Source organism: Salipaludibacillus neizhouensis, from assembly GCF_002886185.1.
In the GTDB taxonomy this organism is placed as follows: domain Bacteria; phylum Bacillota; class Bacilli; order Bacillales; family Salisediminibacteriaceae; genus Salipaludibacillus; species Salipaludibacillus neizhouensis.
This window is the reverse complement of sequence record NZ_KZ614146.1, coordinates 217,911-239,318: the sequence shown is the minus strand read 5'-3', so window position 1 is coordinate 239,318 and position 21,408 is coordinate 217,911. Positions and strand designations below refer to the sequence as shown.

19 protein-coding genes are annotated in these 21,408 nt (G+C 37.2%); 2 read left to right on the top strand and 17 right to left on the bottom strand.

Translation table 11 applies throughout. The annotated features are described in order from the left end of the window. Positions 1–142 precede the first annotated feature (142 nt). From CEF18_RS01005 to araD, 6 genes are all read right to left on the bottom strand, one after another. On the bottom strand, positions 143–391 hold the full coding sequence (locus CEF18_RS01005) for a hypothetical protein (protein WP_110934748.1): 249 nt from the start codon (positions 389–391) through the stop codon (positions 143–145). 11 nt (positions 392–402) lie between these two features. Next, positions 403–1,893 (bottom strand): alpha-N-arabinofuranosidase, encoded by a 1,491-nt coding sequence (locus CEF18_RS01000; protein ID WP_110934747.1) that lies wholly within the window; start codon positions 1,891–1,893, stop codon positions 403–405. Between the two features lie 12 nt (positions 1,894–1,905). After that, on the bottom strand, positions 1,906–3,099 hold the full coding sequence (locus tag CEF18_RS00995; RefSeq protein ID WP_110934746.1) for a sn-glycerol-1-phosphate dehydrogenase: 1,194 nt from the start codon (positions 3,097–3,099) through the stop codon (positions 1,906–1,908). Then, a complete protein-coding gene (locus CEF18_RS00990) occupies positions 3,100–4,224 on the bottom strand; it encodes a GntR family transcriptional regulator (RefSeq protein WP_110934745.1) in 1,125 nt (374 codons plus the stop codon). A 299-nt stretch (positions 4,225–4,523) separates the two neighbouring features. Continuing rightward, positions 4,524–6,014: an L-arabinose isomerase gene (araA, locus tag CEF18_RS00985; protein WP_110934744.1), complete on the bottom strand. Its 1,491-nt coding sequence runs from the start codon at positions 6,012–6,014 to the stop codon at positions 4,524–4,526. 78 nt (positions 6,015–6,092) lie between these two features. Continuing rightward, positions 6,093–6,782 (bottom strand): L-ribulose-5-phosphate 4-epimerase, encoded by a 690-nt coding sequence (gene araD / locus CEF18_RS00980; protein WP_110934743.1) that lies wholly within the window; start codon positions 6,780–6,782, stop codon positions 6,093–6,095. A gap of 717 nt (positions 6,783–7,499) precedes the next feature. On the opposite strand from araD, the gene CEF18_RS00975 reads away from it, so the two are divergent. After that, a complete protein-coding gene (locus tag CEF18_RS00975) occupies positions 7,500–8,432 on the top strand; it encodes an ArsR/SmtB family transcription factor (protein WP_110934742.1) in 933 nt (310 codons plus the stop codon). A 51-nt stretch (positions 8,433–8,483) separates the two neighbouring features. On the opposite strand, the gene arfA is transcribed toward CEF18_RS00975, so the two are convergent. The 6 genes from arfA to CEF18_RS00945 all read right to left on the bottom strand — a co-directional run bounded on the left by arfA (position 8,484) and on the right by CEF18_RS00945 (position 15,703). Next, a complete protein-coding gene (gene arfA, locus CEF18_RS00970) occupies positions 8,484–9,992 on the bottom strand; it encodes an arabinosylfuranosidase ArfA (RefSeq protein WP_220693822.1) in 1,509 nt (502 codons plus the stop codon). Between the two features lie 24 nt (positions 9,993–10,016). Then, on the bottom strand, positions 10,017–10,994 hold the full coding sequence (locus tag CEF18_RS00965) for a glycoside hydrolase family 43 protein (RefSeq protein WP_110934741.1): 978 nt from the start codon (positions 10,992–10,994) through the stop codon (positions 10,017–10,019). 53 nt (positions 10,995–11,047) lie between these two features. Continuing rightward, a complete protein-coding gene (locus CEF18_RS00960) occupies positions 11,048–12,361 on the bottom strand; it encodes an arabinan endo-1,5-alpha-L-arabinosidase (RefSeq protein ID WP_110934740.1) in 1,314 nt (437 codons plus the stop codon). Further along, complete coding sequence (locus tag CEF18_RS00955; RefSeq protein WP_110934739.1) at positions 12,361–13,221, bottom strand: carbohydrate ABC transporter permease; 861 nt, start codon at positions 13,219–13,221, stop codon at positions 12,361–12,363. Before CEF18_RS00955 ends, CEF18_RS00960 begins: the two co-directional genes overlap by 1 nt. Before the next feature lie 16 nt (positions 13,222–13,237). Next, on the bottom strand, positions 13,238–14,179 hold the full coding sequence (locus CEF18_RS00950; RefSeq protein ID WP_110934738.1) for a carbohydrate ABC transporter permease: 942 nt from the start codon (positions 14,177–14,179) through the stop codon (positions 13,238–13,240). Between the two features lie 105 nt (positions 14,180–14,284). After that, positions 14,285–15,703 carry an ABC transporter substrate-binding protein gene (locus tag CEF18_RS00945; RefSeq protein WP_223292203.1) on the bottom strand — a complete coding sequence of 473 codons (1,419 nt, stop codon included), beginning with the start codon at positions 15,701–15,703 and terminating at the stop codon, positions 14,285–14,287. A gap of 385 nt (positions 15,704–16,088) precedes the next feature. Between CEF18_RS00945 and CEF18_RS00940 the strand changes: the two genes are divergently transcribed. Continuing rightward, a complete protein-coding gene (locus CEF18_RS00940) occupies positions 16,089–16,736 on the top strand; it encodes a YesL family protein (RefSeq protein ID WP_183041095.1) in 648 nt (215 codons plus the stop codon). Positions 16,737–16,881: 145 nt separating this feature from the next. On the opposite strand, the gene CEF18_RS00935 is transcribed toward CEF18_RS00940, so the two are convergent. The 5 genes from CEF18_RS00935 to CEF18_RS00915 form a co-directional block, all read right to left on the bottom strand. Further along, positions 16,882–17,250, bottom strand: a complete 369-nt coding sequence (locus tag CEF18_RS00935; RefSeq protein WP_183041096.1) for a GNAT family N-acetyltransferase — start codon at positions 17,248–17,250, stop codon at positions 16,882–16,884. 162 nt (positions 17,251–17,412) lie between these two features. Then, positions 17,413–18,372, bottom strand: a complete 960-nt coding sequence (locus tag CEF18_RS00930; RefSeq protein WP_110934734.1) for an ABC transporter ATP-binding protein — start codon at positions 18,370–18,372, stop codon at positions 17,413–17,415. Continuing rightward, positions 18,365–19,390 (bottom strand): ABC transporter ATP-binding protein, encoded by a 1,026-nt coding sequence (locus tag CEF18_RS00925; protein ID WP_110934733.1) that lies wholly within the window; start codon positions 19,388–19,390, stop codon positions 18,365–18,367. Before CEF18_RS00925 ends, CEF18_RS00930 begins: the two co-directional genes overlap by 8 nt. 14 nt (positions 19,391–19,404) lie before the next feature. Then, on the bottom strand, positions 19,405–20,415 hold the full coding sequence (opp3C, locus tag CEF18_RS00920) for an oligopeptide ABC transporter permease (RefSeq protein WP_110934732.1): 1,011 nt from the start codon (positions 20,413–20,415) through the stop codon (positions 19,405–19,407). Beyond that, positions 20,405–21,343 (bottom strand): ABC transporter permease, encoded by a 939-nt coding sequence (locus CEF18_RS00915; protein WP_110934731.1) that lies wholly within the window; start codon positions 21,341–21,343, stop codon positions 20,405–20,407. Before CEF18_RS00915 ends, opp3C begins: the two co-directional genes overlap by 11 nt. Positions 21,344–21,408 lie beyond the last annotated feature (65 nt).

The following is a 21,408-nucleotide window of genomic DNA, read 5'->3' as shown; positions in this document are numbered from 1 at the left end:
ATGCTCTTATACAAGAAAAGGATACTTAAATTTATAATAATAAGTCTCGTTTTAATAATCTTGAATCAGATCTTGACCGAGTTTTTGCTAAAAACCAAAAAGAAGACTACTAAAACATTCGTCTTCTTTTTGGTTATCTATTTTACCATTGTGCATCCAATGGTTTAGGGCATTTTTTATCTTTTAACATAGCCCTATGATACACAATACTGCCCGAATGCTGGCATGTCGTTCCATATTGTAAAGAAGGACATTCCATGCAGATTCCAAGCCTTTTTTGATACGTTTCTTCTGATACAGAATCTTCGTCCGACACATCTATTTCTATGTCTGCTGTGACATCTCTATCACAGCTTTTACACACTCGTGTGGCGTTATTTGCAATTAGCATCGGTCCACCTCTTAATTACTTAGCGTAATAACAGAAACTGACATCGGCGGTAATGTGACAGAAAGAGCACCCTCTGAAACATTTATATTTTTAAGTTCTTTTGGAGAAACATTTTCAGGCTGATCAAACGTGTTATGAGAATTTGTTTTATCTGCCGTTAGAACTCGTCCAGTTACCTTAGGTTCTCCTTCTGTTAAACCTCGAAGCTGTAATGACAGCGGAGCATCGTTCTTAGTATCAATATTACACAAGCTAATATTGACTTCTCCGTTGGCTGCTTTGGAAGCAGAAACGCTTACTTGTGGAAGTTCTTTCTCATCCATTTTATAAGACTGAACATCAGCTGATACAGACAGGAATTGTGCATCTTGGTGAACTTTGAACATTTCAAAGACATGATAAGTCGGGGTTAATATCATTTTCTCCCCTTCTGTTAACAGCACTGACTGCAAAACGTTAATAGTTTGAGCAATATTTGTCATGTGAACTCTATCACTATGTTCATGAAAAATGTGGAAGTGTAAACCTGCTACTAAAGCATCGCGAATCGTATTTTGCTGATAAAGGAAACCTGGGTTCGTACCTGGCTCTACATCAAACCAAGTTCCCCACTCATCGATAATCATCCCGATACGTTTATCTGGATCATACTTGTCCATGATGGTAGAATGCTTCGTAATCAATTCATCCATATGTAACGCTTTTTGCATTGTGATGAACCATTCGCTTTCACTTGGATCAGTAGCAGAACCTTTGCCTTCCCAGAAGTCCCCTGGAATAGTATAGTAATGCAAACTAAGACCATCCATTAAAGGAGCAGATTCCCGCATAAGGACCTCTGTCCAATTGTAATCATCAACGTTCGCGCCACCTGCAATTTTATAAAGCTTATTATCACCGTAATTTCTGACATACGTTTGGAATTGACGATAAAGATCAGAGTAATATTGTGGGCGCATGTTTCCACCACATCCCCAATTCTCATTACCTACTCCAAAATATTTCACTTTCCATGGCTCTTCTCTTCCGTTTTCTTTACGCAAGTTGGACATCGGTGATTCACCTTCGAATGTCAAATACTCGATCCACTCTTGCATCTCCAGAACTGTACCACTCCCAACATTACCATTAATATAAGGCTCCGCACCAAGCATGTCACAGAGCAACATAAATTCATGTGTTCCAAAGTGATTGTTTTCAACAACACCGCCCCAATGAGTGTTAACCATTCTTTTACGACCTTCACGTGGACCAATGCCATCCTTCCAATGATATTCATCGGCAAAACAACCACCAGGCCAGCGAAGAAGGGGAATATTAATATTTTTCAAAGCTTCTACAACATCATTGCGAATGCCGTTTGTGTTAGGTATCGGTGAATCCTCCCCTACCCAAAACCCTTCATAAATACATCTTCCTAAATGTTCGGCAAAATGCCCGTAAATGTTTTTATTAATGGTACTTTTTTCGATATCTGTATTAATAATAATTTGTTTTGTCATCTCTTCGTCCTCCTAAATTTTTTCTGTCACTTTCGTATTATAGTAATATAGCATCGTACACCGATCGCGGATCAAATGAGCTTCCTTTACACTTCTTCTAATTAGATCATCACTAATACCTAAAGCCGCTGCATTTCCGGGACCTCCAAGCTTTTCAAGCATCTGTTCCATTTCAACCTTACTTGGAATCTCATGAACTAGCTTTTCAATTTCTTTTAGTTCGTTCTCTGAAATTTTAGATTTTTCTAGCAAAGATTTCACTAGTTCCAGAAACACTTTGGACTTATAGAAATCAGCAATAATACTAGTTGATACTCCTACCTTGGCTCCATGCAAAAGTTGCGGTCGCTCCTGTTGAATGTATTCCATTTCCCAAAAATGAGACAAGTGATGTTCTGCCCCAGACGCTGGGTGTGAATGTCCGAACAATGACATCGCTAATCCGGATTGAATAAGTGCCTCAATTAAATGCTTAATGCCTTTATCTTCTCGTTCTGTTATAGCATCAAAGTTACTAATACAAGTATTCAATGCTGCTCGGGTCATTTTATCAGCTGCACCGCAATATGGTTCATTGTTTACCAGATGACTAAATCGCCAATCTGTTAATGAGGTGTATTTTCCCAATATATCGCCAAACCCAGCAGCTATCATTTCTTTAGGAGCATTCGCCAAAATATTTAAATCAGCAAAAACAGCAAGCGGTGCATGCGTTTGAAAAGTTAGTTTTTTCTTATTAACAACAATCGGAGCTCCCATGGAATTAAATCCATCCACCGATGGGGCTGTTGGAACGGAGATAAACGCTTTCATCATTTTAAAACTCACAAAACGAGTAATATCATGCAATGTTCCCGAACCGACAGCAATTAGTACATCGGTATCCTGTGGTACATCAAGTAATACTTGTACAATAGAACGCTCGTCAGCAATGACATCGCCTTGCCCATTCTCACCTACCACCGATATGGTCACATCGATATTTTCATCTGTCAAAAGATTAACTAGTTTTTTACCAGCTTTGTCATTCGTATTTTGATCAACGACTAAAACGGCCTTTAGAAACCTTTTCACTTTTAAAAATTCGGATACTTTGTCTATAGCGTTGTTTTCTACAATGATCTTTTCAACGGGTAGAGGATAATGTGTATTCCCACACTGACACGTGTTTGCTAAATGGTTATACGATTCCTTCCATCCATGCATCTACTTCATCTCCATCATCTCAATTGATTTCGTTGAATTTCTAAGCACTAATTCAGGTGTATAAATAATTGACGATTCCGCTTCCTTTATTAGTGAACTATTCTCTTGTTTACATTGAATTAGTTGGATAATCTTTTTCCCGGCAGCAACACCCATATCTACTTTTGGATGTGTAATTGTCGTTAATTTCACTTCTGATGCTACAGATAAAAAAGAATCATCATACCCTACTATTGAAATATCATTTGGAGTTGTCAGTTCCATTTCACGAACAATGTCAAGAAATTTAAGGGCTAATTCATCGTTATAACAAACAATCCCAGTGGGGCTGAGTTCTTTACCTTGAAGCAATTTTTTCAATTTCTGGTGAGGCTCTTCATGTTTTGTTTCTGTGGTATACGTAATGATGTTATGAGGAGAGATAGGTAGATTAGCCTTTCGATGCGCTTTAATAAACCCTTTCATCCTCTTGGTCCCCTGAATGTCATCATTCTTAAAAATACCAACAATATGTTTATGCCCTAAGTCAATGAGATGCTCTGTTTGTTTCATACCACCTAAAATATCGTCTATCATGATATGAACAGGTTCCAACTCTTCATAATAAGCGTTTATCATTACATAAGGAATACCCACACGTTCTATATTTAAGTAATAATTAATATTCGGGTTAGGAAGCGCACTTTTCGTAGGCTCTACGATCAATCCATCATAATTCTGAGACAAGATTGATTCCAGGCATCTTTTTTCTTGTTCGGGATTGTTATTGGTGCTGAAGACAGTCATATGATAGCCTTTTTCACTAAGGAAACCTTCAATACCACGGATAATCGACGGGAAAATATAGTCCGAGAAATATGTAGTAATAACGGCGATATTTTTTCCTGACTCCTGACTACGATCCACATGCAATGATCTGTCCGCACAAAAAGTTCCTGCTCCTTGTTTCCGATAAAGTAAACCTTCATTGACTAAATCATCAATTGCTTTCCTGATGGTGTGACGGCTTACATGATATTCTTTCATTAATTCATTTTCAGAACCTATTTTTTGATGAGCAATGATAAAGCCCTCTAAAAGTTTTGATCGAATATTGTTTTTAACATAGTTATATTTTGTTCCCATTCTCCACCTCACACACTGATGCATTTCATACCATTAGGATAAGATTTAAGTACATCAACTATTTTATTCAATCTATTTAGCTGTTTTCTAAAATATGTTGCTTACTAAAGGGTATGAAATCTTTTGAATTTGTTTAGGGCAGACTCTTTCCGTGGTCAACGCTTCAAACTCCTCAGGAAAATAACACTGTGGAGTTTGAAGCTTTCATGACCCACTAGAGTGACCCCTTTTCCGCAAAAAACAACAAGGTTTAGGAAAACAGCTATTTTTCTTTTTAGAGGGTCTAAGTTAGTACTCGTCTATGAAAGTCGGTGATACACTTCATTCCATTTCAATTCATTTTGGAAGTTCATTACATTCGTGCTTTCATTAATAAACACAACTTCAACATCTGTTAATGTTGCCCAATCGTTCAGTTGCTCAGGAGTAACGTTAAAACTAAACACTGTGTGATGTGCTCCACCTGCATGAATCCAAGCTTCTGTCGCTTCACTTAAAGATGGCTTGGCTTTCCATAATACTTTAGCTACTGGTAATTTAGGCGTTTCTTTCGGTGCTGTCACAGCTTCAACTTCATTGACTACTAGACGGAAACGATGGCCAATATCAATTAAAGAAGCATTCAACGCACGTCCACTTGCTCCATCAAACACTAATCTTGCAGGATCTTCTTTTCCACCAATAGAAAGAGGATGTACTAAGATTTTAGGTTTGTTAGCAGCAATTGTTGGACACACTTCAAGCATATGAGATCCTACAACAAGCTCATTTCCTTCTTCTAAATGATACGTGTAATCTTCCATGAACGAAGTACCTTTACCATCAGAAATAATCTTCATCATACGCATTAATGCCGCAGTTTTCCAATCGCCTTCACCACCAAAACCATATCCTTCAGCCATTAATCGTTGAACCGCTAGACCTGGTAGCTGCTTCATACCGTGTAAATCTTCGAAGTTAGTTGTAAAAGCAGAGAAGCCACCTTCTTCTAGAAATGCTTTCATACCTAATTCAATTCTCGCCTGTTCAAGGACGGATGCTTTTACCTCATCGGATTGCTTGATCGCATCATCCAATAGATATAGCTCTTGATACTCTTCAAACAAAGCATTTACTTCTTCATCTGAGATTTTATTCATACGCTCTACAAGATCGCCTATACCAAAAGCAGTAATAGACCAGCCAAACTTGATCTGCGCTTCTACTTTGTCTCCCTCTGTTACAGCAACTTCACGCATATTGTCCCCAAAACGAGCAACTTTAAGATTATGTCCGTCTGTGACAGCAACCGCAGTTCGCATCCACCCTGCAATTCGCTCTCTCACATCGTCGTTTTCCCAGTGACCGACGACTACTTTTCTCGCAATATTCATTCTCGCTCCAATAAATCCATACTCTCTGTCACCATGTGCCGATTGATTTAAATTCATAAAGTCCATATCAATATCTTCCCATGGGATTTCTCTGTTAAATTGCGTATGAAGATGCAATAAAGGTTTATTCAATTGCTTCAATCCTGCGATCCACATTTTTGCAGGTGAAAAAGTATGCATCCATGTGATAATTCCCGCACACTCTTCATCACTATTTGCATCAATTGCCATTTGGCGAATCGCCTGTGGATTGGTTAAAACCGGTTTGATAACAATTTCAGAAGGGAAATTCGCTCCCTTATTTAATTTATCAACAATTTCCTGTGAATGGCTTTCTACCTCATCAATTGCTTCTTTTCCATATAAGTGCTGACTCCCTGTAATAAACCAAAATGTATACTTTTTTGTCTTTAACATTGTTATTCCTCCCTGGAATTAGATATATTTTTTGTCCGTTTGTTTCGTCTTGGACTCTTCCCATTTTTTGCGCTTTTGTTATTTTTGACCGTAGTAAGCATCCTTACCATGTTTTCTATTAAAATGACGATCTAACAAAGTTTGATCCATAGGAGGAGTGTCCGCTTTTATGGATCGGGTTTTTGCTGCCATCTTAGCAACTTCCTCTATAACTACTGCATTATGAACAGCATTCATCGGATCAGTCCCCCACACAAAAGGAGCATGTGAGTTTACGAGAACTCCTGGTGTATGCAAAGGATTCATGTTTTCAAAAGCTTCAATAATTACGTTTCCGGTTTCCAATTCATAATCGCCATTAATCTCTTTTTCTGTCATCGGTCGTGTGCAAGGAATTTCACCCTGGAAATAATCCGCATGAGTCGTTCCATAAGCAGGAATACCTTGTCCGGTTTGTGCCCATGAAGTCGCCCAAGCTGAGTGTGTATGAACAATTCCACCAATATTTTCAAACGCTTTATATAATGCTAGATGAGTAGGTGTGTCCGATGACGGTTTAAGTTCCCCATCAACCACATTCCCATCCAAGTCTACAACGACCATATCCTTACTCTTCATCTCAAAATACTCGACACCACTTGGTTTAATTACAACCAAACCATTTTCTCTGTCAATACCGCTTACATTTCCCCACGTAAACGTTACCAATTGGTATTTCGGAAGTGCTAAATTCGCTTTAAATACAGTTTCTTTTAACTGCTGTAGCATGATGCTTCATTCCCTTCCATGAAATTAAATAATAATATAATTTTCATTATAAACTTGTACGGATGATTTTTCATCCTTTTTATAAAAATAAATGAAAACCCTTTCTAATTATTTTACTTTTTATTAAACTGCATGTAATACCATTGCTCAATTAAGACTTTCATTTTTTACTTATTTTCATAGCTTAATTATTCCGCTTTATAGCATGAATTGTTCAAATCACTCTGTTTTTTAGAGAAAATCGCTACATTGAGAATGAAAATTAACCTTTAAAAATCCCTCCTCAGGAAATAACTTATACGTATAAGGTTTATTTTATATGAAATTGATAACAATTGGAAGTACTTAGTCATAATTTCTGTAATTCATTTTATATTTTTATTAATAAAATGGTGTTTTTGTACAAGTATAGAAAAATTAAACTAAAATTCACTAATAAAACCTTATTATATACTCTTTCATTTAGTAAACATAAATGTTAATATTATAATGAAGGTATTCTAATTAAAATATGAATAAGGCATCAATTTACTATCTTATATAGCTCACTGTATAGACCGATTAATTTTGGTAAAAGTGAGTAAACAAGCCTGAAAATGTACATTATTCTTTTAAGCCCATTAAATTATGATAAGCTATAACTAGAAATTGAAGGGTACTTAGAACATACTGTTTTTAGAGGAGATTATTCCATACTATTGTAACGGAGGAACTAGCATGCAATTAGATATTTCGACTGATTCATTGCCTGTTTATGAAGCACTTGCCAGCAAAGTCAGGTTAGCAATTATTCAGCAACTTACAATGCGTTCAATGAACATTAGAGAATTGGCCGCAGCTGTGAGTTTAAGTAGTGCAATTATGACTATGCATATTAAAAAGTTAGAGAAATCGGGTATTATACGTACGGAAATGGTTCCGGGAAAAGCCGGTATACAAAAGCTATGTATTTTAGACGTAGACCACATTGACATTCATTTCCCCCCAAAAACAGAAAGCTTGACGCAATTTCATGAAACCATTTTATCTGTTGGACATTATACTGATTTTGATGTTGAACCTACCTGCGGTTTAGCTTCAACAGAACAAATTATTGGTGAATTTGATGAACCAAGGTATTTTCTGGATCCAGAAAGAGTTAACGCGAAAATTTTGTGGTTCAGTAAAGGATACATTGAATATAAGATCCCTAATTTCCTGACGTCAACCGAAACACCAAAGGCACTTGAGATCTCTTTAGAAATGTCTTCAGAAGCTCCTTTCACCAATGAAAACTGGCCGTCTGACATTACTTTTTACTTGAATAATATTGATCTTGGGACTTGGACAAGTCCCGGTGATTTCGGTGATAGTCCAGGTAAATACACCCCGGACTGGTGGCCTAAGATTATTAATCAGTATGGACTACTTAAGTTTATTAGAGTGACAGAAGAAGGAACTTTTATGGATGGTATGAAGCTCTCCGATGTATCCATTCAGGATGTTCAAATTCGTTCCAAGCAGTGGTCTTTTCGAGTATCCGTACCGGAAGAAGCCAAAAATGTTGGTGGTGTGACCATTTTTGGTTCCAACTTCGGTAACTATAATCAAGATATCGTTTTCAGACTATTTCATACTAAAGATTTGAATCCAGATTCTAAAAAAAGGTAAGAAAAAAATCCCCAGTCCGATAATCTATCAGGCCGGGGATTTTTACTATTATTAATACTTTTTCAATCGAATGACGTTCCATGATGCTTTTGACAATCTTCCTTCTAACATTCCGTCTTTTAAAATAGAAGATCCTTTAGTGTGCGGTTTTACTTTTTCTTCTACCACTGTATTCGTTGCTTTCATATCGTCATGTTCCAATACAATGTGTTCCACGATTTGATATTCTACAAAACTACGTACATCAATAGATAAATCTATGTTATCCGTTAAATGACGATTCACTAAAAAAACATTTAACTCTTCTTTCTCTTCGTTATATACAACTGCTGAATCTATATAAGGAATATCTGTGAATTCCTTACTGTCATATTTTGGTGAAGAAATGACAGGCTGAAGAGAAACTCCTCTGCCAAATACGGAAACATGCATATATGGATAGAAAATGGTTTGTTTCCAAGCTTTTCCACCATTTTCTGTCATTATAGGCGCAATAACATTTACTAACTGAGCCATACACGCCATTTTCACTCGATCAGCGTGTCGCAAAAAGCTCATAAGCATAGATCCTACTAATAAGGCGTCTTCAAAGTTATAAACGTCTTCCAATTGTGGAGGTGCAACAGACCAAGGATCAATCTCCTGATCCTGCTGGTGAGAATGATACCAAACATTCCACTCATCAAAACTTAGATTCATCGTTTTTTTACTACGTTTCTTTGCTTTTATATAATCACACGTAGAGATGACCGTTTTGATAAAATGATCCATATCCATTGATTTCGCTAAGTAATTTGCCGTATCATTCTCCGGGTTTCCGTAATATTGGTGAAGGGATACGTAATCAGCCACTTCATAAGTATGATCCAACGTCGTAGCTTCCCATTCAGGAAAAGTTGGCATTTTTGTATGCGAACTTCCACAAGAGACTAACTCGATTGAGGGATCCACTAGTTTCATAGCTTTTCCAGTTTCTAATGCAAGTCTTCCGTATTCATCAGCGGTTTTGTGCCCTACCTGCCAAGGTCCATCCATTTCGTTTCCAAGGCACCAAGTTTTAATATTATGTGGATTCTCATAGCCGTGTTTCTTACGAAGATCACTATAGTATGTGCCCCCTGAATGATTGCAATATTCGAGGTAGTTCCTTGCGTCATCGATACCTCTGGTGCCTAAGTTTACTGCCATCATTACATCTGCATTTACTTGTTTCGACCAGTCTACGAATTCATTTGTTCCCATCTGATTCGTTTCCACTGTTCTCCATGCAAGCTCTAAACGTTTCGGTCGCTTGTCTCTTGGACCTACTCCATCCTCCCAATCATAAGCAGATACCATGTTTCCACCAGGATAACGGATTATAGGTACTTGTAATTCCTGTACTAGTTTAATAACGTCTTTGCGAAAACCATTTTCATCTGCATCTGGATGATCCGGCTCGAACACACCACCATATACAGCTCTGCCTAAATGTTCAATAAACGAACCGTATATACGCTCATCAACTTCAGAAATACGAAATTCCTTGTCGATTATCATTTTTGCTTTGTTTTCCGCCATTTTCTCTCATCCTTTCTTAGATTATTATTTCTTTATCGAATCCGGCTCTGGAATTCCAAAGAAAGGAGTCCCATTTTGATCCCAACTAAATACTTGAGCTCTCGCATGTCTATTTGGATCATATAGAGGATCCCCTTCTATTTCCTTGTAATTACGAGCATGATAAATAATCACATCTTCTTTATCATCCTCAGATACAGTAAAACTATTGTGCCCTGGTCCATATTGGGACGTCGTCTCATTAGTCTGAAAAACAGGTTGCTTTGCTTTTTCCCAACTACACGAGCCCAGCAGATCAGCATCCTCATCAGCTGATAAAAGCCCCATGCAATAATGATGATTTGTTGCGCTAGCAGAATAGGAAATAAATACTTTCCCGTTTCTCTTTATAACAGCTGGCCCTTCATTAACTAAAAACCCTTTAATTTCCCAATCATACTCAGGCTTTGTAATCATTACCTGCTCTCCTTTAATCGTCCATGGATTCTCCATTTCTGCGATATAAAGATTGGAATTCCCGATTATCTCAGGATCTTTTTGTGGCCAGACAAGATACCTTACCCCTTTATGTTCAAAATTCGTTGCATCTAATGCGAACGTTTCCCACTTCGTTTTGATTTGTCCCTTTTCTACCCATTCACCTTCTAGCGGGTTTTCTGCATCGGTTTCCAAAACATACATTCGATGATCGAAAAGACCTTCTTTTGTTTCAGCTGATTTAGCTGCTGCAAAATATATGTACCATTTCCCGTCAATATAATGAATTTCAGGTGCCCATATATTTGCACTCATAGGTCCTTCAGTGTGTTTATGCCATACTGCTTTTGTTTCTGCATCTTCTAAACCGTTTATTGTTTTAGCTCTTCTTAGTTCAATAAGATTATATTCAGGAACTGATCCAGTAAAGTAATAATATCCATCGGTATGTTTATAGATCCATGGATCCGCGCGTTGCTTTACAATCGGATTATGATACGTTGTCTTTTTTTGCGTAACCGCCATATAATACACTCCATTCATATAAATCAATTAATATATTCATTAACTATAATACATCAGTTTACCCTCTTTTTAAAGGAAAAGGAGGTTTTATTTGATAATCTTCCGGAAATAAGCCAAGTAGGTTGTTGTAATTCCCAATCCCACCCCTTAAATTCAATACACTCCATTGTATTTTCGTTATTTAGTAACGACCGATATAATTGGTTTTCCTCATTTTTACCCACTAGTTCAAAGGGTTCTTCATCTATTGTAAGAGCATTTATAGATTCCCGGTTCAATATGACTGATTGATGAATACCATTATAGGCATTACCAAAAAGAAAGCCTTCATACATACCTACTGGAGAAAGACTCATATCATCATCAGGAATTCGTTTATACCTTTCAATTGCTACTACAGGCCATCCATCTGAAAGCCATTTTAATTCTCTAATATGAAGAGAAAATAGATCTTTTTCATTTAATTCTCTGGCATGATGAACTAGAAAGGTTTGTTCCCCGTCATCCAAGATTGAATTATGCCCTGGAGCCATCCATCCTGTTTCGTCAGAAAAACAATAGCCCGAAAGAATTTTTTCTCCAACTTCGTCTGCAACTTCCACAGAGTCATTTGTCATCATGAAACCTTTAGAATCAAAATAAGGACCTTCAATAGAACGTGCTCTCCCAACTCGAATATGATAGTTCGTGAAGAGAGAGTCATATGAAACAAATAAATAGTAATAATCATGTTGAGAGTGATAATAAATATAAGGTCCTTCTACTGCACCTTCTCGTGTGATATTGTCTCTTTTTGCAATACAAGAACCATCGCCTTCAGAAAGAGGCTTTCCTGTTTGTCGATCTAGTTTCTTTAAATAAATGCCCCCAAAAAAAGATCCATAACATAAATAAGGTTCTTCTTGTTTATCAAAAACAATATTCGCATCAATAGCATTTGGTGCAGACACACCATTCTTTGTCTTTACTACAACACCTTGTTCTTCCCAAGGTCCTTCGATAGAATTGCTAGTTGCTAAGCCAATAAATGATTGGTTTTTGCCAAATTGAGAAGCACTATAATACAAATGATATACATTATCCCAAAAGGCAACTTCTGGGGCCCAAAGTCCTTGGGCACTTGTCCAAGCATAAGCCTCACTCGGAACCCCATCTAATGCAGTACCTTTCCAAGTCCATTGCACAAGATCTTCAGAAGTACGAATCTGACAACCTCCTGGAAAGGTATGTGTATTAGAGTGAGATTTTGTATCTGTCGAAAAAATATAGTATGTGCCAGAGCTAGCTTTGAAAATAGACGGATCATGACAATTATAACTCCCCCAATTCATTGGAGATTTCGAAAGTGCATCACCCGATTTATTCATTATCCTTTCACTCCAGTCATGGTAATCCCTTCAATAAACTGTTTCTGAGCAAAGAAGAAAGCCAGTAACGTCGGAATCAAAGCTAATACAGAACCCGCCATGATTAGGCCCCAATCTGACGTATAATAACCTCGAAATGAAGCTAGAACAAGCTGTAATGTGAAGTTTTCTGGTGAATTTAAATATATTAATGGACCCATAAAATCATTATACCCAGCTAGTAATCCCAGAATGACCTGTGTAACAATGGCCGGTTTAGCTAACGGAACCATGATGACGCGAAAGATACCAAAGTAACTCAGTCCATCAATTTTTGCTGCTTCAATTAAATCGTCTGGAATTCCCATAAAGAATTGCCGTAAGAAGAAAACTGCCATTGCAGCACCAAAGAATCCAGGCACCATAAGTGGAAGGAACGTATCTAACCATCCTATCGTACGGAAAAGGATAAATTGCGGAACTAATACAACAATACCAGGTAACATCATTGTTGCGATAAGAAAGAAAAATAACTTGTTTCTTCCAGGGAAATTTAATTTTGCAAATGCGAATGCAGCCAAAGCAGCTGCGAAAACACCTATAAACGTCGTTGGTAGAATAATAATCATCGTGTTCATAAACCCTCGAACGATATCCGATTCAACAAAAATTCGTATGTAGTTGTCAAACGTAGGATTCATCGGAATAAATTCCGGAGGCATTGTAAAAATATCACCTTTATTTTTTAAGGAAGTTGAAATCATCCAAATGACTGGAATAGCCATAAATAATCCACCAATAGTCAGGAAGATGTAAGAGAATAATTTTTTCATTTTCCTTACTTTTTCTTTACTTTGATACCAATTGCGTTGATCTGCCATGTCTCTCCACCCCTTTCTAGTAATGAACCCATTTTTGCGCTACTTTAAAGTTAATCAGTGTAATGATCAGTATGATAATACCGAGAAGCCAAGCCATCGCTGAGGCATAGCCCATTTCCATATAACTAAAGGCATTGTTATAAATATAATAAACTACGGTGGTAGTTGAATAGTTCGGTCCACCTTCTGTCATAATCATAAACCTTTGGAAATCTTGCAAAGCACCAATCGTCGATGTAATCAAAATAAAGAACGTTGTTGGTGAAATCGAAGGGATTGTTATGAAGCGGAACTTTTGCCACCCATTTCCTCCATCGATATCTGCTGCTTCATATAATGCTCTATTTACACCTTGCAATGCTGCCAGATATAATATCATGTTAATACCTAGACCACCCCATATACCTTGAATGATCAAAGCAGGCATCGCCCATGTTTCACTCGTTAACCAGTTAGGTCCATCAATTCCGATGAAACCAAGACCGATGTTTAATAGCCCGAAGTCTGCATTAAAAATCCAACGGAATAAAAGAGTGACTGCAACGACAGAACTTACTGCCGGGAGAAAAAATGCCGTTCTAAATATAGAAATCCCTCTAATTTTCTGGTTAAGTGCCATAGCAATCCCTAAGGAAACGATCATCCCCAAAGGAATCCCTACTGCAGCATAAAATGTATTAACAATTGTTTTCCTAAAAAGAGCATCTTCAAAAAACAAACGCGTATAGTTATCTGCCCCAATCCAAACAGGATCATTATACAAATCATAATTAGTAAAACTTACATATACTGAATAAAGTATTGGTAGAAAAGCAAATAGCACAAATCCAATAAGCGGTGGAGCTATAAATAGGTAGCCCCATGTATATTCTTTATTCCACTTTTTTTTCTTATTTAACGGAACTTCAGGTCCACTATTTAACGGTTTTTCTTCGTTTGTTGATGTATTCGCAGCCACAGATCTCACCTCTCCTTACATTACGTTTTATTACGAAAATATCGAGGGGTTCTATCCCCCCCGATATAGATATTTAAAATATTCTTTTAGTCCGTAATTATCTAATTATTCTCTTTCTTCTAATTCTTTAAGTTCATCATCAAGTTCAATGTCTTCATCAATATGAAGTTCAAGATCTTCCTCTGTTACTTCTTCACCAAAGATTTCAGGGTTGCCAGCCTCAAGGAACTCTTGAACGGCAGGCTGTATTTCATTTAACACTTCTTCAGCAGATCTTTCACCATTCATAACGTCACCTAAATTTTGGTTCAATTCATCTAACCAACGATTATTCGGCGTGATATTCCAAGGTCCAGGGCGTTGCGTTTTTGCTCCGATAATGAAAGCTTCCGCATTCGCTGGTTTTTGATCTGGTTGAAGAAAGACATCTGTTTCTGCTAATGATTCATAAGTTGGAATTGCAAAGCCAAGTTCTGTTTGAATCTCTTGACCACGCTCACCAGCTAAATACTCAACCAGTTTAAATGAAGCTTCTGGGAAATTTGTTTTTTCATTAATTGCATAACCTACAGAACCTGACCAGTTTGTTGAAATTCCTGTAGGCCCTTGTGGCATTGGAGCTACATCCCAGTCAAAGTTCATTTCACGATAATCTGGAACCATCCAACGACCTGCCATGTTCATAGCTATACGTCCAGTTTCAAACATTTGGTCTGCATCCATCGCATCAAGTTGATGCGAATTCGGAGCTACTTTGTGAACATTTGTTAAATCAGCAACAAATTGCAATGCTTCAACACCTTCTTCTTCATGAAGGATAAACTCAGTTAGATCTTCACTAAGGAACTCTCCTCCATTTGACCATACAAAGCCTTCCCACCAGATAGGTCCAAGACCAAATTGATCTTTTTCAGCATCAGTTAATGCTTTTGCGGTCTCTAACAACTCATCCCAAGTCATAGGTTCTACTGGATCTGGGTATTCAACTCCTGCTTCATCAAAGAGGTCTTTATTATAGTAGATAGCAGACGGTCCGATATCTTTTGGTAGCGCATGCAAATTACCTTGTCCACGACGACTTCCATCCCATCGATAACGATCGAGTGCTGTGTCCCACATATCGTCAAGGTCAATCGTACTTTCTTCAGCCATTTCTTGAATGTCTAAAAACAATCCTGCACGTGCCCATCCACCAAAATCTCCATCTGATGCGAATACAACGTCAGGTGCTGTTCCACCTGCTAGCATCGTATTCATTTTACCTGTGTAATCATCCGGAATGTGTAATAAATTTACGTTAATATCAGGGTTTTCCTCTTCAAAATTAGTAACCAACTCTTCCATAACCTTTAATTCCGCTGGGATCCCCCAAGTTGATAGACTGATATGTGTAACTCCGTCCTCATCAACCTCACTATCTTCCACACCACCTGTACTTCCACTACCACTACAAGCAAATAGTAGCGCTGATGATGCCATAATCATTGAAAACGCACCCATTTTCTTTTTCGAAATCTCCATCATTGACCTCCCCTTAATCTATAATAAAATTATATTTTACAAAGATGAAATTCCTTTTGAGAAATCATCTCGCAAACTAATTAACATTATCATTAATTAATTCGCTTTATATTAGTATTGTATTTTTATTAATCATTAAAGTCAATGGTATTTTTAGAAATAATGTAAGCGGATACTTATTTTTATTTTCATCTTGTGTAAATACCATTAAAGGTATAATATAAGAGAGTGTATCCGTTATATTTTTCTTTTCACAGACAGTTTGAAATATCTTTATAAAAGTATTGTGCTCGGAAACTCTGACTCCTTTAATATTTATATAAATGTAAACATTATAATAGAGAGTATATATGTTACTGAAATGAAGAACATTTTTAAGGAGGTTTTTATGAATACTAGTAACCCTTACGCTGGAATCATGCGTATAGCCGAATGGTTCGTACGATTTACTTATGTAAATGTATTGTGGTTTGTCTTTACACTGTTGGGTGGTGTTGTTTTTGGCTTTATGCCTTCAACTATAGCCATGTTTTCGTTATTTAGAAGATGGTTTCGAGGTGAAGAAGAATTTCCGGTTTTCGGTACTTATTGGAACGAGTATAAACTAAATTTCAAGAATTCAAATGTAATAGGAATTCCACTTTTGATGATAGGTATCTTTCTATATGTTGATTTTCTTATATTAATTGAAATATCGAACTGGATGAGCAATGCCTTACTCGTTATTCTTGGTATGATAGGACTAGTTTATCTATTTGTTATCGTCAATATTTTTCCAGTTTTAACTCATTTTAAACTTTCCTTTAAAGAATATTACAAACGCGCTTTTTATCTTAGTTTATTACAGCCTTTCAGGTTTTTCCTCTTAATTATTACTAACGCAATAACAGTTTTATTATTGTTTACTATTCCAATCCTTTTTCCGATCATAGGTGCCAGTATTTTTGGTGCAATTAATATGTGGTCTTTCTTACAAGGTTTTGGAAAAATTGAAGAAAAGAAAGAACATCTACAAATGGAATCAGCTGTTGAATAGTGATATCTGCCTAATTTTGGGAATCAAAGCAAAGAAACGAATTATTTAATAGAAGAGACGGCGTTAAATGGAATATTCCATTTAACGCCGTCTTTTCTTCAATATATCTTTCATGTACCGAATATCGATCCATAAAACTAAATATTTATAATGTTTTCCTCATCACAAAATTAAGGAAAAACATATCTTTTATACACTTATTTTGTTTTTTAATGACCTGATAACCTTTCGACTCAAAAAATGGTTTCGCAGTAATGCTAGCTTCTGTATCAATTCCAATAAAACCCTTTGATTTAGCAGTAGTCTCCAATTGAGTTAACAGATTGGCGGCAATCCCTTTTCTTTGATAATCTTTGTGTGTATATAACAAATCAATTTCTCCTGTGCAGGTTAAATTTCCAAAACCTCTTATTTCACCCCCGTCAACTGCTACAAAGGTAAAACTACTTTCCAGTCGAGTTTCCCATTCTTGTAAACTCAAAGTGCTGTTCCCCCATACTTCAAGTTGTTGCATTGAATAGTCCCCTTTGTTGATAGTAAAAATTGTTTCTCTAAAGAGTTTAGCAATGGAAGACGTATCGCTTATTTTGAACCTTCTAACTATCATGATGAGCACCTTCTTTTTTATTCAAATAAGGTTTTGGACATTTTTATTGTTAATAATTTTTTCTCTAATTTAAAATAAATGACAGGCTACAAAGTGATCTTTTTCTACCTCCGTCCATTCAGGCGATAGCTTCGCACACATATCCATCGCTGCGGGACAACGAGTTATAAACCGGCAGCCACTCGGAGGATTCAAAGGACTTGGCATATCTCCTTGCAAAATGATTTGTTCCCGCTTCTCTTCGATATCCGGATCAGGAATAGGTACAGCTGACATCAAGGCTTTCGTATAAGGATGGAGGGGGTTATTATAAAGTTCCTCACTACTGGCTAACTCAACCATACTTCCCAGATACATGACACCTACCCGATCACTAATATATTTCACCATTGATAGATCATGTGCGATGAATAAATAGGTTAGTCCACGCTCTTTTTGTAGCTCTTTCAATAAATTAACGATCTGTGCTTGAATGGATACATCCAATGCAGCAATTGGTTCATCAGCGATAATTAAATTTGGATTGACGGCTAATGAGCGAGCAATCCCGATTCTCTGTCGTTGTCCTCCACTGAACTCATGAGGATACCTTTTTGCATGTTTCCTATCTAAACCGACTAGTTCCAATAGTTCATAAACTCGCTCTAGCCTTTCCTTCCCAATCATATTACTTTGATGAATTTTTATACCTTCAGCGATAATCTCAAGAACAGTCATCCGAGGATCTAGTGATGAGTATGGATCTTGGAAAATCATCTGTATTTCTTCTTGATAAAACTTTTTCTCTTTTTTCGAGAGCTTTTCTTGTAAGTTCTTTCCTTTATAATTAACTTCTCCACTAGTTGCCTGATATAAATTTAAGATAGTACGACCAATTGTCGATTTTCCGCAACCCGATTCACCAACAAGACCTAAAGTTTCCCCTTCATATATTTCAAAGGAAACATTATCTACTGCCTTTAATTGTTTCTTGCCAACATTAAAATATTTTTTTAGATTTTTAACTTCCAATAACTTCTGTTTAGGAATTGCTAACCCCTCCTATCTTCTCTGGTTGTTTAATCTCTGGAGCCCAGTCGTCTTCTAACCAGCATGCGGCTGCATGAGTAACTGAAATTTGAGTTTGATCTGGTTTGTGATTGTGGCAAACTTTCATTACATATGGACAACGTGCTGCAAAAGGACAACCATCATGCATAAGACTCACATCAGGTGGAGAACCAGCAATAGGAATGAGTGGAACCGATTGATCCTGGTGCATCTTAGGCATAGATTGCAGAAGCCCCCAAGTATAAGGGTGTTTAGGTTTATAAAAGATTTCCCTTAGCGTACCTGTTTCAACTATTTCACCTGCATACATCACCGCAATACGCTGTGCCATATTTACGACTACACCTAAATCATGAGTAATAATCAGTATAGAAGTCCCTGTCTTTTTTTGAAGTTCCTTCATTAAATTGAGAATTTGTGCTTGAATCGTTACATCGAGAGCTGTCGTCGGTTCGTCGGCGATCAGAACCTTGGGATCACAGGCTAAAGCCATCGCTATTACAACACGCTGTCTCATTCCACCAGAAAATTCATGAGGAAATGAATTCATCCGCTCTTCGGCATAAGGAATCCCAACTTCTGTCAACAATTCTATCGAACGTTTTTTAGCTTCTTTCTTGCGGATGTTATTGTGTTTTATCAAGCCTTCCATCACTTGTTTACCTATCTTCATTGTTGGGTTTAATGATGTCATTGGATCTTGGAAAACCATGGCGATCTCCTTACCACGAATTTTCTCGATTTCTTTATTCCCGTATTCCAACAAATCATTTCCTCCATAAACAATAGATCCACTATCTATCCTTGTTGACTGTTTCGGTAAAAGTTGCATAATACTTTTTGCAGTAACTGATTTACCGGATCCAGATTCACCTACAATAGCTAATGTTTCTCCTTTTTTAAGGTCAAAACTTACACCTCGTACAGCCTTAATCAGCCCGCTATTTGTTTGAAAAGATACGTCTAAGTTATCTACTGATAAAATTGTCTCCCCCATAATTGTCTCTCCTTTTATTTTCTCATTTTAGGATCGAGCGCATCTCTTAATCCGTCACCTAAGACGTTGAAACTAATCATGATGGCACTAATCACGATTGCCGGAAAAATTAATTTATAGGAAAAATACCTCATTTCCTGATAGCCGTTCTCTATTAATGTTCCTAGTGAGGCAAGGGGCGGTTGTATCCCCAGCCCTATAAAACTAAGAAAGGCTTCAAAGAAAATAGCTGTCGGTATTGTAAACATCAATGTCACAATGATCGGTCCCATTACATTAGGAATTAAATGCTTCCAAATTAACTGACTATTAGAAGCACCTAGCGCCTTAGAAGCAAGAATAAATTCTTGTCCTTTTAATTGAAGTACTTGTCCACGTACTATTCTTGACATATTAACCCAACCAGTTATGACCATTGCTAAAATAATGGATGTAACTCCAGGTTCTAAAATGAGGATAAACAAGATGATAAGTATTAAGTTAGGAATTCCGATTAACACTTCGACAATTCTTTGCATAATGTCATCAATTTTCCCGCCGTAAAACGCTGATATTCCTCCGTATAGAACGCCAATAACTAGGTCAAGAAAAGCAGCTGTCAATGCGATGAATAATGAGATTTGAGTACCGCTCCAAAGTCTGGTCCACAAATCCCTGCCGAATTCATCGGTTCCAATCCACGCATTGTTATCGGTAATCGAATTTTCCTCATATATATTAGTGCCGTGACTGTTTTCACCATTTAAGCCCAGCCATTCCATACCTGGAACAAGCGGTGGTAAGTTAGATCGAAGTAAGTCTTGATCGTCATAATGAAAATTATTCATCATTGGCCCTACAATAGCCATAATTGAGATAATGATAATGATAATAAGTCCCAATACAGCTCCTTTATTTTTAAAAAGCCTTACTCTCGCCTCTTTCCAGAAACTTGATGGCGGGCCTTCAATCTCTTCCGCAGATCGCTTTTTCATAGGTTCGTGAACAAAAAGGTCTTTTGTGATTTTCGGTCGATTATGCTGCATCCTTTTTTCCACCCCCCATACTGATTCGTGGATCTAAAATGCCGTAAAGGATATCTACGATAAAAACTATAAATATAAATAAAGCACTATAAAAAAGTGTAATGCCCAAAATCACACTATAATCGTTGACAAGAATAGATAGCGTGAATTGTTCACCTAAGCCTGGGACGGCAAAGATTTTTTCGATGACAAGTGTCCCTGTCATAATACTAACTGTCAAAGGTCCAAGCACCGTAACAACTGGTATAAGAGCATTGCGAAGCACGTGTCTAATAATTACAACAAACTCCGTAATTCCTTTAGCTCGCGCTGTAGTGACAAACTCCTGACCTAAAACTTCAAGCATCTCTGATCTGATAAAACGTGCAACTGTCGCAATAACCATTGCTGATAACGCTAAGGATGGCATTATCGAGTAACTGTAATCTTTCCAAAGTGCTACAGGTAGTAAGCCCCACTGAACCCCGATGTAGTATTGCATTAATGCTGCAAACACAAAGGATGGGATTGACATACCTATTACAGCAACAAAAACCGATCCATAATCAAAGATGGTATTGTGTTTTAATGCCGAGATGACACCAAGAATAAATCCACATAGAACACCTATTACAACTGCCTGTCCACCAATCAAAGCAGAAGGTCCGATACGGTCGCCGATCATACTAATGACTGTACGACCTTCCGATTGAAAGGAGAGTCCTAAATCTCCCTGTATCAGGTTTCCTATATACGTCATATATTGAATGGCTAATGGTTTATCTAACCCATATTTTGCACTCATTAATTCTAGCTGACGTTCACTTAGCTTCTCTGGATTACTAAAAGGTGTACCTGGTAACAACTGCATTAAAAAAAAGGTAATTGTAACAATGATTAATAGTGTTATTACCATATATCCCATTCGTTGGACGACATAACGGCCCATATTTCCACCTCATTTGAGCAAAATGTTTAGCATTTATTGCTATAGAACAATGTTTAAATAATAAA